This window comes from Flavobacterium sp. (assembly GCF_049318325.1).
Lineage (GTDB): Bacteria > Bacteroidota > Bacteroidia > Flavobacteriales > Flavobacteriaceae > Flavobacterium.
On record NZ_JBMOGQ010000052.1, the window covers coordinates 1 to 14639 of the forward strand.

The following is a 14639-nucleotide window of genomic DNA, read 5'->3' on the forward strand; positions in this document are numbered from 1 at the left end:
ACTTTTATTCGGAATTTTATTTTCAAAAATTTTGCTTCTCATACTTTGTTTCTAGGTAATAATATGATAACCGGACAAAATAGTTATACATTTAATAAGGAAATAAATGCTATAACAATTGCAGAAATACTAAGTAAATGTGCCGATGAGATTACTAGGTATTTCAAAAAACAAGACATAAAGATACATATTGTTTCTTTTAAAGACTTTTATCAGGAATCTGCAACTGAACTAAAAAAATCTACCTTCTCTATATTGTATGAGTTCAATACACAGCCTAATATGATTTTCGAATTGCAAAATAAATGGAAAACTAATACTGAATATATAGAGGCACTCACAAAGAAATATCGCGACCAATACAAACGTGCCCATAAAAAGTTTGACGGTATTGAAACTCGAGAATTGTCTTTAGACGAAATAATTTTAATGGAAAACCGAATTTATGAATTGTATTTTCATGTAGCCAAAAATGCCCCATTTAATACGTTTTTTTTAGCTAAAAATCATTTCTCTTCTTTCAAAAAGCGATGCGGTCCTAAATTTATTTTAGTTGGCTATTATTTAAAAAATGAATTAGTAGGGTTTCACACTTTATTAGTTAATGGTAAAACGCTAGAAACCTATTTTCTTGGTTATGATGAACAAATTCAAAAAGAAAAAATGCTCTATTTGAATATGCTGTATAACATGACCGAATTTGGTATAGAGAATCAATTTAAAAAAATAATCTTTGGAAGAACCGCTCTTGAAATAAAGAGCTCTATTGGTGCAAAACCAGTAATAATGTCGGGCTTTATTTATCACACTAATAAATGGATAAATAGAATACTCCCTAAAATTTTTCCAAACTTAGAACCCAGTTTAGTTTGGCAACAACGACATCCGTTTAAGTAGTGTTCAATGCTCAGAATTATCACTTAACTTAGAGATTATCGATTTCTCCCTGAACAATCTCCCACTCTTCGAGCAACCGGTCCAATTCGTTTTTCTTTTTGTTGTAGGCAATGAAGAAGTTCGCATCTTCAACATGTTTGTCGTAATTTGATGCTAAGGCTTTATCATCCTGCTGAATATCGATTTCCAACTGTTTGATTTGACTTTCTACTTTACTCAAACGGTTTTGTAATGATTTACTTTTCTTTTGATCTTCGTAGGAGACTTTTGCTGTTTCTTTTGGTACCTCTTTTTTGGCTATATCTTTTTTCTCTACTTCGCGCATATTTTCCATGTTGCGTTGTTCAAGGAAAAAGTTAATATCGCCTAAATATTCTTTGATTTTTTGGTCTTTAAATTCGTAAACAATGTTCGACATTCCTTGCAGAAAATCCCTGTCGTGCGAAACTAATAATAATGTCCCTTCATATTTTTTTAGGGCAGCTTTCAAAACATTTTTAGATTTTATATCCAGGTGATTCGTCGGCTCATCCATCACCAAAACGTTGATGGGGTGTAATAATAATTTACACAAAGCCAAACGGTTACGTTCACCACCAGAAAGTACTTTTACTTTTTTCTCTACATCATCACCTCGAAACAAAAAAGAACCCAACATATCTCTTACTTTAGAACGATTTGTATCGGTTGCCGCATTGGTCATGGTTTCTAATAAAGTTATTTCTCCATCTAAATATTCTGCTTGATTTTGGGCAAAATAACCCAACTGCACATTGTGTCCGAGTTTAATTGAACCCTGGTACTTAAATTCGTTGACAATGGCTTTCATAAAAGTAGATTTTCCTTGACCATTCTGACCCACGAAAGCAATTTTACTCCCGCGTTCCACTAATAGCGATATGTCTTTTAAAATCGTTTTGTCTCCATAGGCTTTGGTTACATGTTCAGCTTCTATAACAACTCTTCCAGGAGTTTGCGATACCGGAAACGAAATATTCATCACTGAAGTATCGTCTTCATCTACCTCGATGCGTTCTACTTTATCTAACTTTTTTATTAGCGATTGTGCCATTGATGCTTTGGAAGCTTTGGCCCGAAACTTTTCGATTAGCTTTTCGGTTTCTTCTATTTTCTTAGCCTGATTTTTTTGAGTCGCCAATTGCTTTTCTCTAATTTCTTCACGTAAAACTAAATATTGCGAATACGGTTTATTATAATCGTATGCCTTACCCAAGGAGATTTCGATAGTTCGATTGGTTACATTATCCAAAAACATTTTATCGTGGGAAACAATGACTACGACACCCGGAAAGTTTCTTAGAAAGCCTTCTAACCAAATTATACTCTCTATATCTAAATGATTCGTTGGCTCATCTAGTAATAAAATATCATTCGATTGCAATAATAGTTTGGCTAATTCAATACGCATTCGCCAACCACCTGAAAAAGTATCCGTTTGGTTATTAAAATCTTCTCTTTTAAAACCCAAACCCAGTAATATTTTCTCAGTATCTCCAACATAGTTATAACCACCCAATAATTCGAAACGATGCGTGTAATCCGATAAATCTTCTATGATTTGGCTATAGGCCTCACTTTCATAATCGGTTCTAGACACCAACTGATGGTTGATTTTCTCAAGTTTTTTTTCAACAGCTTTTATTTCAGTAAACGCTTCGTAGGCTTCTTCCAGTACGGTTCTTCCATGGTCGAAATCGATATCCTGACGAAGAAAACCCATTTTAATTTCCTTCTCGGTGGCAATCTGACCTGAATCGGGTTTGAAATCGCCAGCAAGAATTTTTAGCATCGTTGATTTTCCGGCACCGTTTTTTCCGACAAGTCCTACTCTATCTCCCGAACCTAATCGAAAAGTTACCTCTTCAAAAAGATAAGTGCCACCAAACGAAACCGATAAGTTATGAATATTTAACATAAAAAGAATTGCAAATTAGTACTAAAAACCTTCCGTTAGATTTACCTTTGCAAACGTGAGGTCGTAAGGCAGAACTGAACGAAATTTAAATTTTTGCAAATGTTAAAAAAAGGATCCAAACTAAATAGCATTTTAACAGGAACTTGTCCGAGATGTCAAGAAGAAAGTATGTATGAACATAAAAACGCATACAATCTTAAAAATATTTACAAAATGCACGAGAATTGTAGCCACTGTGGTTTGCATTATCAAATAGAACCATCCTTTTTTTATGGTGCAATGTACGTCAGTTATGGATTAACTGTTGGCATTGGAGTAGCTGCCTTTATCATTTCAAAGGTTATTATTGGTTTAGAGTTGACGCAGTCCTTTATTGCTATTATAGTTTCACTTGTAGCATTAATGCCGATAACCGCAAGATTATCGAGAAATATTTATATTAATATGTTTGTGAGTTATAACAAAGAGGCAGCTAAAAAATAGCGTATCTTTTGATATCTATGGTTTTATCTAATGGCTTTCCATTTTCGATAAAGTTGTATAAATCATTTGCCATAGATGGCGCAAGCATCACTCCTCGGGTTCCGAGTCCGTTTAGAATGTGAAAAATTTTGTGTTTTGGATGCGTACCAATTAATGGTCTTCTGTCTTTAACTGTTGGTCTTACGCCGGCAAAGTGTTCTACAATTTCAAAATTACAATTTAGAATTTCTTTTATTCTATCAATTAATTCTTGTTTTCCTTCTTGAGTTGGTGTGTTAGTTTTATCTTTCCAGTTATATGTTGCTCCCACTTTATAGAGATTGTCGCCTAATGGCAAAATAAAAACGCTAGTATTAATTATTACATCCAAATCCAATTCAGCGGCTCTAATAATGAATAATTCGCCTTTAGTTCCGTCTAAAGGTAAATAATTAAAAAACGGATTAGAATGCATTCCAAATCCTTCTGCGAAGACAATGTGTTTGGACTTTATGTTTTTGTATTCAATATGGTCATCAAATGGTCTCACTTCTTTATAATCAAAAGAATCACAATTAAATAAATTTAAACTTTTTAGGTAGTTGTGATAATGAGTAAGCAAAGTAATTGTATCGACATAACCAGTTTGCAACACTTGGCCATATCCAAATGGAGCCTCAATACCATTATAGTTTTTGTGAACTATCGTTGTAGAGAGAAAAGCAGAGAGATTGGGCTTATCGGAAGCCGCAAACCAATTGTTTTGTTCTTCTACAGAGAAGAATTTTCGATAAATGGGAATTTTAAAATCGAATTGAACCCCAAGTTTCTTTTCAATAGCTGAATAGAAGCTATTTGCCATTTCAAGTTGCTGATTAGCATTCCATACCTGACTAAATCTTTTTAAGATTACTGGATTGTACAATCCGCCTGCTATGCTACTTGAATTTTGAGATTTGTTTTCAAAAACGACAAATGATTTATCATGTTGCAAAAGCGTTTCTGCAAAAGCAATCCCTGCTAATCCTGAACCAACAATAATATAATCTATCATCATTTTATAGCTAAAAAAAACTCTCACCATAAAGATGAGAGTTTTATATTGTATTATGAAATAATTCTTAATAATTCCACATATCAGACTCGAAACTACGAATCTTTTCTTTTACTCTTTCAGATTCCAAAAGCTGATTTTGAGAATTGTCCTTCATGTATTGTTGAATTTCTCTATCGCCATAAACATTTTCCTCCTTGTATATTTCACCGTTAAATCTACGGGAGTTTAACAAGTGATCGAATGAGATAGGCATTGCAGAATTCTTATCGTTAAATGCCTTTGAATCATGCAGTATATCTCTTACTGTAGGAAAGTATACCCAAAACAAATCAATTACGTCGGCTTTCTCATTACCCGCATCTCTAGCTTCAGGTGTAACGGGACACAAAGCTAATAATCTATATTTCAATTCTCCTTGACGTTTATCAAAATACCAATAACCTTTTATTTTATAGCCGGAAATATAACTGGCATCTAATTCTTTTTTATTGATATACTGTGGGTCTAAAACTTTGGCACCGCTTTTATAATCATCATAATAATTATTTATCTCATCTTTACCGGTATCTGTTGTGTCAATATATGTAAACGAAGAAGCCATATCTTTGAAGGTCTTCTTTGTGTTAAAATAGTCATCGCCATATACTTCAGTTATTTTACCATTTTTGATGTTTTTAACAAGCACATCGAATAATGATCTTCTTTCTTTACCAACAAAAGCGGTATCTATAGGATAATACAAAGGAAAATTAATTCTTTCATCAAGATCTATAAACTCCCAAATGGTTTTACCCATTAACACATCCCTGTCATGAACATAACCATAGGGTAATGGTTTGTCGTTGTCGGAAATTAACTGTGCTGCTGTTTTCTTTCCTATCTCATCGGGAGTTTTGGAATTCAACAAGTTTGCCTGGGCATAAGTTGAAGCACTTATTGCTGCTAAAGCAAAAATTACTGATAAAAGATTTTTAATTTTCATAATTTATAATATATGCTATTTAAGTAGGTTATTTTCAACTTAAATTATTATTGTATTTCATAAATAACAGGAGCAGCGTCTTTAGGGACAATATTTGCTGTAGTTCCCATTATTTTAGTTTTAATATCAAATATTGATATTTGGTCACCTTTAGTAGCTCTTGCTAGTGCAGCTTTACATTGTGCATTAACTCTGTCACCAGAAACAATTATTGCTGCTTGTCCTGGAACTTTGAAGCTAAAACGTGTAACTTGGAAATTCAAGTCATACAAGAAATCCTGAAGTTGCGCAGATACTTGAGAAACTTCTAAACGAGATTTAGCTCCTTTTTGAACTCCAACAACTCCACCAATTGCACCAGCTGGAGCCGGGATATTTTTAATTCTAAATATTTTACTATCTGAAACTGGTTTCCCGTCAGGCAATTTAGCTGTAACGCTAACTTTAACTTCTGTACCCGAACCTGGATTTAAGTTATATTTTCCAGTTCCAGTAGCTCTAGTTAAACCTGGAGCAGAAGCCGATACTTTATCATCAGAAATACCTGCAAATGATATAGTCATTGGGTTTGGTAAACCTCTGTATACAACATTCATTTTATCAGCAGAAATATTAGCTGATTTAGGTTGTGGAACTACAACATAATTTCCTTTAATAGGTAGGCTAATTACTTTTCCGTTTTCGTCAAAGTTAAATGAACCTGTTATTTCATGTTCACCTACAGCACCAGCACCAAAAGAGAAATCTGCTTGACCTGCTTTTGCAGGAACGCTAACTCCATTTACAACAACTGATTTAGCAACCAAATTAGGGTCAAATTTTCCTAAAATAATTTTACCTTTAACTGATTCACCTTGAAAGAAAGCTGTTTTTTCAGGAACTACGATTGGTTGATATGCAGTTAATGAAGCTGCAGCAACTAAGTCAGATTTAAACATTCCTTCCATGATATCACTCTCTGTGGTTTTAATATCTGCTTGTAATTGTGTCAATTTTGTAACCGAAGCAATCAAAGGAAAGTGATGGTAGTTATAGTCTAACCATGGTAGTTTAGCTTCAGCTTTTTCTGAATAAACATCTTTTGTTTCAAATCTTTTCTCAATCTTGCGCATCTCTACTTCAGCAATTGAACTACCACCAATAGCTTTAAGTTGTCCTGCAAAACCTCTGATTCTTTCTAAAAATTCTTTACCTTCCTTGGATTCTTTGTCACCTTTGTAAAACAAATTATCTACAGCATCACTTTTATCCATTTGCTCACAAGGATAGTTTCCTTCTTTATCTTTAGGGAAACCTTTGGTAATAGTAGTCTTTATTCCTTCTATATAATCTGAATATTCTTTACAAAGAGCTCTGATTTTATCAACTTTAGCTTTTTTGTCACCATATTGTAACGGTTGATCTTTAGCTTTTTGTTGTAGTTGCAAAAATGAACTTTCATTTCTAGCATCAGTTATTGAGTTAGAACTCTCAATTTTATTATTTAAAATTCCAAATGCAGATAATACTTCTTTGGACATGTTTAATGCTAACATTGCGATGAATACCAAATACATCAGGTTAATCATCTTCTGTCTAGGGGTTAATTTTCCTCCTGCCATTTTTTCTAATTAGTTTGAATTATTATTTTGTTTAAAATATATAGTTATAAAACTAATTATTACTTGTTACTCATTGCAGAAAGCATTCCACCATAAACATTGTTCAATGTAGAAAGGTTTGATGTCAAGCTTTGCATTTGATCTTTTAATTTTAAATTGTTTTCAGCAACTTCATCGTTGATTTTTGCATTTCTTTCAGCGCTTTGCAATTGAACTTGATATAGTCCGTTTAAAGTTTCTAACTGAGAGGCAGCTTTTGTCATCTCTTCAGCATACTTTTTAGTTGAAGCTACTGAATCAACTGTTGGCGATATTGCTTTAGCTGCACCTTCAAAATTTTTGATACTATTCCCTAAACTTTCCATTAATGCTCCGTCAATTTTCGCTTCTTTCAACATGGTGTCTAATTTTTGAGACAATAGTCCTTGTGCATCAGTCGCATCTTCTTTTTTAGCTTTAGCTTTAGCTTCACCACCCGCTAATTCAGGATAAACTAATGACCAATCTAATTCGTTGTCAACAGGTTCAAAAGCAGATAAACCAAAGATTAAAGCTTCTGTTACAAGACCAATAGTCAACATCAAATTTCCAGTGATAAATCCAAATTCAAGGTGGGTAATTTTGAATAACGCTCCAAGAATTACAACTGCTGCTCCCATCCCGTATGCGAAATTCATTGCTTTTTTGCTTAATAATGCCATAATAATAAAATTTTAATTTAGTTAGTTTTAATTTATATTTAAGTTAGTTTGAAATTACTTTTTAGGTGCTGCGTTTTTGGTAACTTTGGTTCCCATATAATCTTGAACAGTTCTGAAACCAATGTAACTTCGAGCTGAATCTGCATATTCAAAATCTCTGGTTCCGACTTGCAGGAAGTATGCAACATCTTTCCATGATCCGCCACGAACAGCTTTTCTCATGTTTTTTGAATCTGAAACATTTGGATTTATTGAAGATACATATTCGTATGCCGCAGCATCGTATGCTGAATCTGTCCATTCGGCAACATTTCCTGCCATGTTATATAAATTATAACCATTTGGCTCATATGATTTGGCCTCTACAGTATATAAAGCCTGGTCTGCAGCATAATCTCCTCTGTTAGGTTTGAAGTTAGCTAAAAAACAACCTCTGTCATTTTTAGCATAAGGTCCACCCCAAGGAAAAGTTGCTGATTCTAGACCTCCTCTAGCCGCATATTCCCACTCTGATTCAATAGGAAGACGGAATGAATTTATCAAGTCTCGTTTTTTCTTCTTAGATTTGATATAAGCATTCTTTTTTAAAGTTCTCCATGCACAAAATGCTTTTGCTTGTTTCCAGCTCACACCAACTACAGGATAATCTCCATAGGCTTGGTGCCAAAAATAATCATTGTGCATAGGTTCATTATAGGAATAAGCAAAATCTTTAATCCAAACTGTGGTGTCAGGATAAATAGGCTGTTGTTCCGTTCTGATAAAATCACTTCTTTTACCTGTTTTTGCTTTAGCAGCTGCTTGAATATCCATCCAAGAGTATCTAAATTTTAATTTACGAACATCAATAGTTCTTAATCCATTAAAAGATTCAGCTAATGGCAAATACATAGTATCCATAACTTCTGTATAATATTCGTCTGGATATTTATTAGTTTCTTTAATTAGTTTTATTTTATTATTCAATCTTCTTCCTGCATAAGGATCATCATCGGTTCCTACACTATAATAATTTTCATACATATACTTGTCATATGGAGTCATTTTTGTGGGATCTGAATCATTGAAAGCAAAATCTCCAATGCTTCCACCTTTTCCTCCACCTTTACCATCTTTACCTGTAGAAGTTTGTCCAACTTCATCAGCAAGAATTGCTAAACGTACTCTTATTGTAGAATCTTTTACCCATTCTACAAACTGACGGTACTCACTATTTGTTATTTCAGTCTCATCCATATAGAACGATCTAACTGTGACTGTTTTAGTAGGTGAATCTTGCATATTCGCTGGATCATCATCAGATTTTCCCATAATAAATGCTCCACCAGGTATTAAAGTCATTCCAAATGGCTTTTCTGGATGCCACTTTCTTCCTTTAACTCCTACCAATTCACCTTTATCACTTGATCCACCACAACTGGTTAATAAAGCTAAAAATGATGCTAATGTTATGAACTTCTTCATATGTATATTTTGGGGTTAATTTTTGAATAATTTTTAAGGGCGTAAACCTATTTATTATTTTTCAAAAAAACAATTAATTAATATTAAATTTATTAGTTTTATCTTTCACTGCATTAATTCACATTTCAAAAATAGAATTAATCATGTTATAAAAAAAAAAAATTATCGATAAAATGCATTTTTTTGACGTTTAAATGCTATATTAAATTTTATTTGTAAGTTAATTATGTTATTATTTATGGTTATTTACATTTTTAAATACAATTTTTTCGTTGGGCTTTCCACCATCTTTCCGGAATTTCATTATTACAGGCAGCCAAATATTCATCATGAGAACAAGATAATAACGTATTTTTTTTTAGTTTATTGTGTTGACCAGCAAAAAAATTAATTTCTATCCACCATCTTCCAGTTTTATTACTCTTGTAGAAAACTAATTCTTCACTTTCTAAAGGCACAATATATTTTAAATAATTTTCTTTTGTACCAAACGGATATTCATTTGAACGATAATTAACCCCTTCTATAAAATACCAAACTATTTGAGCAATTAAAACTGATTCTTCTTTTTTATTATTAAAATTAAAAATTCCCAAAGAACTCACTTTGTCACTAATACCAGCATATCTTGATAAACTGCAAATTTCTTTCCCATCAAATCCATTAGGTGTATAAGTATCAAAATTTCCAGAATATGAAGACTTTACAGAATTTAAATCTAAGCTGACTATATCTGCATCACGTAAAGTTGGTTCCGATAACTCAATATTATTAGAAATTTCACCTAATCTATAGGCATCAAAAAATAATTTTTCAATTAAATCAATTTCCTCTTGAGAGTTATAATATGTTTGATAACCTATATTAGTATAATTAAAAAGATTATTAGGCTCGTCCAGAATTATTTTTGATAAATAAGAATTGGCAGTAATTCCATCTTCCTGTTTTCCAAAATCAAACTTACTGTCAATAGATACCAGGTTTACCATTTGTTCCTGATTATCGTATGCTCTATATAATGGATATGTCAAATCCTGCGACCCACCTATAATAACTGGAACAACTCCCTTTTGGATTAATTTGGCTGCCACTTTTTGCAACGCAAAAAAGGTATCTTCTAAAGAATTCCCCGGAATAATATCTCCCAAATCAGCAATAGAGCTATGCCAGTTTCCCGGAAACAAACTATATAATTCTTTTCGGACTGAATCCAGGTTTACTTCATCATCAACATAATTTACAGCACCACGATTTTCTAAAACACCAATAATGGCAATTTTTACTTTGTCGATGTCGGGAAACTCTTTGTCTGTGTGAAAAACGACTTTACTCCCCAAATGTTGAGTTGACAATCCATTTATGTATTGAATAATTTCATTATCAACTGGTGATAGAAAATCAAATTCCATAGTTTATTTCTTTTTAGCAGCTGCTTTTTTGGTTGCCGTTTTCTTTACGGGTATTTTCTTCTCTATTAATTCTTTTACTTGTTCCAAAGTTAATTTAGTTGCATCAACATCTTTATTTAATTCAATCTTGATTTTGCCTTTGGTAATAACTGATTTTCCCCAACGTGCTTTTTCAACCAGAATACCTTCTTCCTTCCAATTATGGATTACTTTATCGATATTCTTTTGTAATTTCTCTTCTATCAATTCTTCTACATCAGCTTGCGATAAATTATCGAAGTTGTATTTTTTACTAACATTGATAAAAATCCCGTTCCATTTTAAAAATGGACCAAAACGACCTACTCCTTTTTGAACGGGTTCATTCTTATAAATTGCGATTGGTGCATCTGCTTGTGCTTTCTCATCAATTAATTCCTGTGCACGTTCCATAGTAACATCTAATGGATCTTCGCCTTTTGGTAACGAAATAAATTGTTTTCCGAAACGAACATAAGGCCCGAAACGACCATTGCTAACTTCTATTTCTTCTCCTTTATATATACCTAAGTTTTTTGGCAACAAAAATAAATTCAAAGCTTCTTCTAAAGTTATATTGCCAATATTTTGTTCCTGGCGCAAACTTGCGAATTGTTTTTCTTCATCGTCAGCCTCACCTATCTGAGCAACCGGACCAAATTTTCCTAAACGCACCAAAACTTGTTTCCCGGTTTTTGGATCTTTACCTAAAATTCTTTCGCCACTTTCACGCTCTGCATTTTCTCCTACTTCAAGAACATTTGGATGAAACTTACCATAGAACTCTTGCATCATTTTAGTCCAATTAATATTTCCTTCTGCTATTTCATCAAAGTCTTGTTCTACTTTAGCGGTAAAGTTATAATCTAAAATGGCTGCAAAATTCTTTACTAAAAAGTCATTCACAATCGTTCCAATATCTGTTGGCACTAATTTCCCCTTATCAGAACCCGTATTTTCTTTTAAAATATTTTCATCAACTTTATTTGCCTTAAGCATAAGTTGTGTATATTTTCTTTCTACACCTTCTAAGTTTCCTTTTTCTACATAAGTCCTAGCAATGATAGTAGAAATAGTTGGAGCGTATGTTGATGGTCGACCAATACCAAGCTCTTCTAATTTCTTTACCAAAGATGCTTCCGTATATCTTGATGCAGGTCTTGTGTATCGTTCAGTTGCAGTGATATTATTGTTTAACAATATTTCATTCACTTTCAATGTAGGCAACATTCCTTCTTGTTCATCATCGTCATCATCATTACCCTCAAGATAAACTTTTAAGAAACCTTCAAACTTGATAACTTCTCCCGATGCCTGAAAAACTTCTGAGTGATTGTTTGCTTCAATTTTAACATTGGTTCTTTCTAACTCAGCATCGCTCATTTGTGATGCTAACGTTCTTTTCCATATCAAATCGTATAAACGGTCTTGGTCTCTTTCAACATTAACAGTGTGTTTCGACATATCCGTTGGACGAATCGCTTCGTGTGCTTCTTGTGCACCTTTGCTTTTTGTATTGAATGTTCTTGGCTTTGAGAACTCTCTTCCGTAAGATTTAGTAATTTCAGCTTCAGCTGCATCCATAGCTTCTTTAGAAAGATTTAAACTATCGGTTCTCATATACGTAATCAAACCGGCTTCGTAAAGTCGTTGTGCAATTTGCATCGTAATTCCAACAGGTAAATACAATTTACGCGCAGCCTCTTGTTGCAACGTTGATGTTGTAAAAGGAGCAGCAGGTGATTTCTTTGTTGGTTTTGTTTCTAAATCTGCTACCTTATATGTAGAACCAATATTTTTACTTAAAAAATCTTCGGCTTCTTTTTTGGTTGCGAAGTTTTTTGGCAATTTGGCTTTCACCACTTTCCCGGCTTCGTTGGTGAATTCTGCAGTTACTGAATAAGATGCTACTGGTTTGAAGTCTTGTATTTCCCTTTCTCTTTCAACTATTAACCTGACAGAAACGGATTGTACACGTCCAGCAGATAATCCGCCTTTTACTTTTTTCCATAATACAGGTGATAGTTCATAACCAACCAATCTATCTAAAACTCTTCGTGCTTGTTGGGCATTTACTAAATTGTAATCTATTTCTCTTGGATTATCGATGGCCTTAAGAATGGCATTTTTAGTAATTTCATGGAAAACAATACGTTTGGTTTTGGCTTTGTCTAATTTTAATTCTTCCGCTAAGTGCCAGGAAATAGCTTCTCCCTCTCGGTCTTCATCGGAAGCTAACCATACCATATCGGCGTTTTTGGATAGGGTTTTTAATTTGGAAACTAAAGCTTTTTTATCATTGGAAACCTCATATTTTGGTTTAAAACCATTTGCTACATCTACACCTATTTCTTTAGAAGGCAAATCGGCAATATGACCATAACTTGACTCTACTTGGAAATCACTCCCTAGAAATTTTTCGATAGTTTTTGCCTTTGCAGGTGACTCAACGATAACCAAATTCTTTGCCATATACCGATTGTTTGTGTCGGCAAAAGTAAACGTTTTTTTTAAATTTGCGTTTTACTGTTACTTTTTAACTATAAAGGGCAAAATAATTTTTAAAATTACAACCAAATCATCCTTTTTTCACTTCCTAAAACTTTTGATAAAACCAACTGCCATCTTGTCATATTTTATAATTTAGTATTATCTTTGTTGTCCGGATAAGCGAAAACATTAATAAGATACTGAATAAATTCAGCATAAATGGAAAAGGAAATTGACGAAAAAAAACAAGGCACTAGTCTTGTTTTGGAATACAAAAAAGAAAACACAAAGAAACTATTTATAGAAAGTTATGGTTGCGCGATGAACTTTTCGGATAGTGAAGTTGTGGCTTCCATTTTGACAAACGAAGGTTATAATACCACTGATATATTAGAAGAAGCCGATTTGGTTTTGGTAAACACTTGTTCTATCAGAGACAAAGCGGAACAAACGGTTAGAAAGCGTCTAGAAAAATACAATGCTGTTAAACGTGAGGTAAATCCGGGAATGAAAGTAGGTGTTTTGGGTTGTATGGCAGAACGTTTGAAAGAGAAATTTCTAGAGGAAGAGAAAATTGTCGACATGGTTGTTGGTCCAGATGCTTACAAGGATTTACCCAACTTACTGAAGGAAGTCGAAGAAGGTAGAGATGCAATTAATGTGATTTTATCTAGAGAGGAAACATACGGAGATGTCTCACCAGTTCGTTTGATGAGCAATGGTGTAACTGCTCTAGTTTCGATAACGAGAGGTTGCGATAATATGTGTACGTTTTGCGTGGTGCCGTTTACTCGTGGTCGCGAACGTAGCCGAGAACCACAAAGTATATTGACTGAAATCAAAGATTTATGGAACAATGGTTATAAAGAAGTTACGCTTCTTGGTCAAAATGTAGATAGTTATCTTTGGTATGGTGGCGGTTTGAAAAAAGATTTTGATAAAGCCACCGAAATGCAAAAAGCAACATCCTTTGGTTTTGACCAATTATTAGAAATGGTTGCCATACAATTTCCGAAAATGCGTATTCGTTTTTCAACATCTAACCCGCAAGATATGCATGAAGAAGTGTTGCATGTGATTGCCAAATATCCTAATGTTTGTAAACACATCCATTTACCTGTTCAAAGCGGAAGTGATAGAATTTTAAGGGAAATGAATCGTTTGCATACTAGAGCAGAATATTTACAACTGATTGACAAAATTCATCAAATCATACCAGATGTTAGCGTTACACAGGATATGATTGCCGGTTTTCCAACTGAAACAGAAGCAGATCATCAAGATACATTAAGCCTTATGGAAGCTATAAAATATGGCTTTGGTTATATGTATTCCTATTCAGAACGACCAGGAACATTAGCAGGAAGAAAAATGGAAGATGATGTAAAAGAAGAAACCAAATTACGTAGACTTCAGGAAATTGTTGATTTGCAACGTATTCATAGTGGCATCAGAACCAAAGAATTTGTAGGCAAAACAGTTGAAGTTTTAGTTGAAAAAGTTTCTAAAAAATCGGACAAAGATTTATCAGGGAGAAATTCACAAAGCTTTATGGTTGTTTTTCCAAGAGAAAACTATAAAATTGGCGATTTTGTAAATGTAAAAATAACGAATTGTACTAG

11 protein-coding genes are annotated in these 14639 nt (G+C 33.4%); 3 read left to right on the forward strand and 8 right to left on the reverse strand.

What is annotated here, in order from left to right:
- Positions 1 to 897 (forward strand): 8-amino-7-oxononanoate synthase (locus ACOYLP_RS06360; RefSeq protein ID WP_422855343.1); only part of this gene is annotated, 897 nt, incomplete at its 5' end.
- A gap of 28 nt (positions 898 to 925) precedes the next feature.
- On the opposite strand, the gene ACOYLP_RS06365 is transcribed toward ACOYLP_RS06360, so the two are convergent.
- A complete protein-coding gene (locus ACOYLP_RS06365; RefSeq protein WP_422855344.1) occupies positions 926 to 2833 on the reverse strand; it encodes an ABC-F family ATP-binding cassette domain-containing protein in 1908 nt (635 codons plus the stop codon).
- Between the two features lie 99 nt (positions 2834 to 2932).
- Here ACOYLP_RS06365 and ACOYLP_RS06370 point away from each other — a divergent pair, with 99 nt between their 5' ends.
- Positions 2933 to 3316 (forward strand): DUF983 domain-containing protein, encoded by a 384-nt coding sequence (locus ACOYLP_RS06370; protein ID WP_422855345.1) that lies wholly within the window; start codon positions 2933 to 2935, stop codon positions 3314 to 3316.
- Here ACOYLP_RS06370 and ACOYLP_RS06375 read toward each other — a convergent pair.
- The 7 genes from ACOYLP_RS06375 to topA form a co-directional block, all read right to left on the reverse strand.
- Positions 3306 to 4349 carry an NAD(P)/FAD-dependent oxidoreductase gene (locus tag ACOYLP_RS06375; RefSeq protein ID WP_422855353.1) on the reverse strand — a complete coding sequence of 348 codons (1044 nt, stop codon included), beginning with the start codon at positions 4347 to 4349 and terminating at the stop codon, positions 3306 to 3308. The two genes, ACOYLP_RS06370 and ACOYLP_RS06375, sit on opposite strands and share 11 nt — an antisense overlap.
- Positions 4350 to 4416: 67 nt before the next feature.
- Positions 4417 to 5334 carry a gliding motility protein GldN gene (gene gldN / locus ACOYLP_RS06380; protein WP_422855346.1) on the reverse strand — a complete coding sequence of 306 codons (918 nt, stop codon included), beginning with the start codon at positions 5332 to 5334 and terminating at the stop codon, positions 4417 to 4419.
- 47 nt (positions 5335 to 5381) lie between these two features.
- A complete protein-coding gene (gene gldM, locus ACOYLP_RS06385; RefSeq protein WP_422855347.1) occupies positions 5382 to 6935 on the reverse strand; it encodes a gliding motility protein GldM in 1554 nt (517 codons plus the stop codon).
- A 59-nt stretch (positions 6936 to 6994) separates the two neighbouring features.
- Positions 6995 to 7636 (reverse strand): gliding motility protein GldL, encoded by a 642-nt coding sequence (gene gldL, locus ACOYLP_RS06390; RefSeq protein WP_422855348.1) that lies wholly within the window; start codon positions 7634 to 7636, stop codon positions 6995 to 6997.
- Between the two features lie 54 nt (positions 7637 to 7690).
- Positions 7691 to 9100, reverse strand: coding sequence for a gliding motility lipoprotein GldK (gldK, locus tag ACOYLP_RS06395; RefSeq protein ID WP_422855349.1), 1410 nt, complete (start codon positions 9098 to 9100; stop codon positions 7691 to 7693).
- A 254-nt stretch (positions 9101 to 9354) separates the two neighbouring features.
- Positions 9355 to 10509: a formimidoylglutamase gene (locus ACOYLP_RS06400; RefSeq protein WP_422855350.1), complete on the reverse strand. Its 1155-nt coding sequence runs from the start codon at positions 10507 to 10509 to the stop codon at positions 9355 to 9357.
- Positions 10510 to 10512: 3 nt separating this feature from the next.
- On the reverse strand, positions 10513 to 12999 hold the full coding sequence (topA, locus tag ACOYLP_RS06405) for a type I DNA topoisomerase (protein ID WP_422855351.1): 2487 nt from the start codon (positions 12997 to 12999) through the stop codon (positions 10513 to 10515).
- Positions 13000 to 13236: 237 nt separating this feature from the next.
- Here topA and miaB point away from each other — a divergent pair.
- The coding region (gene miaB / locus ACOYLP_RS06410) for a tRNA (N6-isopentenyl adenosine(37)-C2)-methylthiotransferase MiaB (protein ID WP_422855352.1) at positions 13237 to 14639 on the forward strand (1403 nt) is incomplete at its 3' end.

Bases quoted from the DNA above. Each gene is read 5' to 3' on its own strand.
- ACOYLP_RS06365 (WP_422855344.1), bottom strand. From the start codon at position 2,833: ATGTTAAATATTCATAACTTATCGGTTTCGTTTGGTGGCACTTATCTT.
- ACOYLP_RS06370 (WP_422855345.1), top strand. From the start codon at position 2,933: ATGTTAAAAAAAGGATCCAAACTAAATAGCATTTTAACAGGAACTTGT.
- ACOYLP_RS06375 (WP_422855353.1), bottom strand. From the start codon at position 4,349: ATGATAGATTATATTATTGTTGGTTCAGGATTAGCAGGGATTGCTTTT.
- gldN (WP_422855346.1), bottom strand. From the start codon at position 5,334: ATGAAAATTAAAAATCTTTTATCAGTAATTTTTGCTTTAGCAGCAATA.
- gldM (WP_422855347.1), bottom strand. From the start codon at position 6,935: ATGGCAGGAGGAAAATTAACCCCTAGACAGAAGATGATTAACCTGATG.
- gldL (WP_422855348.1), bottom strand. From the start codon at position 7,636: ATGGCATTATTAAGCAAAAAAGCAATGAATTTCGCATACGGGATGGGA.
- gldK (WP_422855349.1), bottom strand. From the start codon at position 9,100: ATGAAGAAGTTCATAACATTAGCATCATTTTTAGCTTTATTAACCAGT.
- ACOYLP_RS06400 (WP_422855350.1), bottom strand. From the start codon at position 10,509: ATGGAATTTGATTTTCTATCACCAGTTGATAATGAAATTATTCAATAC.
- topA (WP_422855351.1), bottom strand. From the start codon at position 12,999: ATGGCAAAGAATTTGGTTATCGTTGAGTCACCTGCAAAGGCAAAAACT.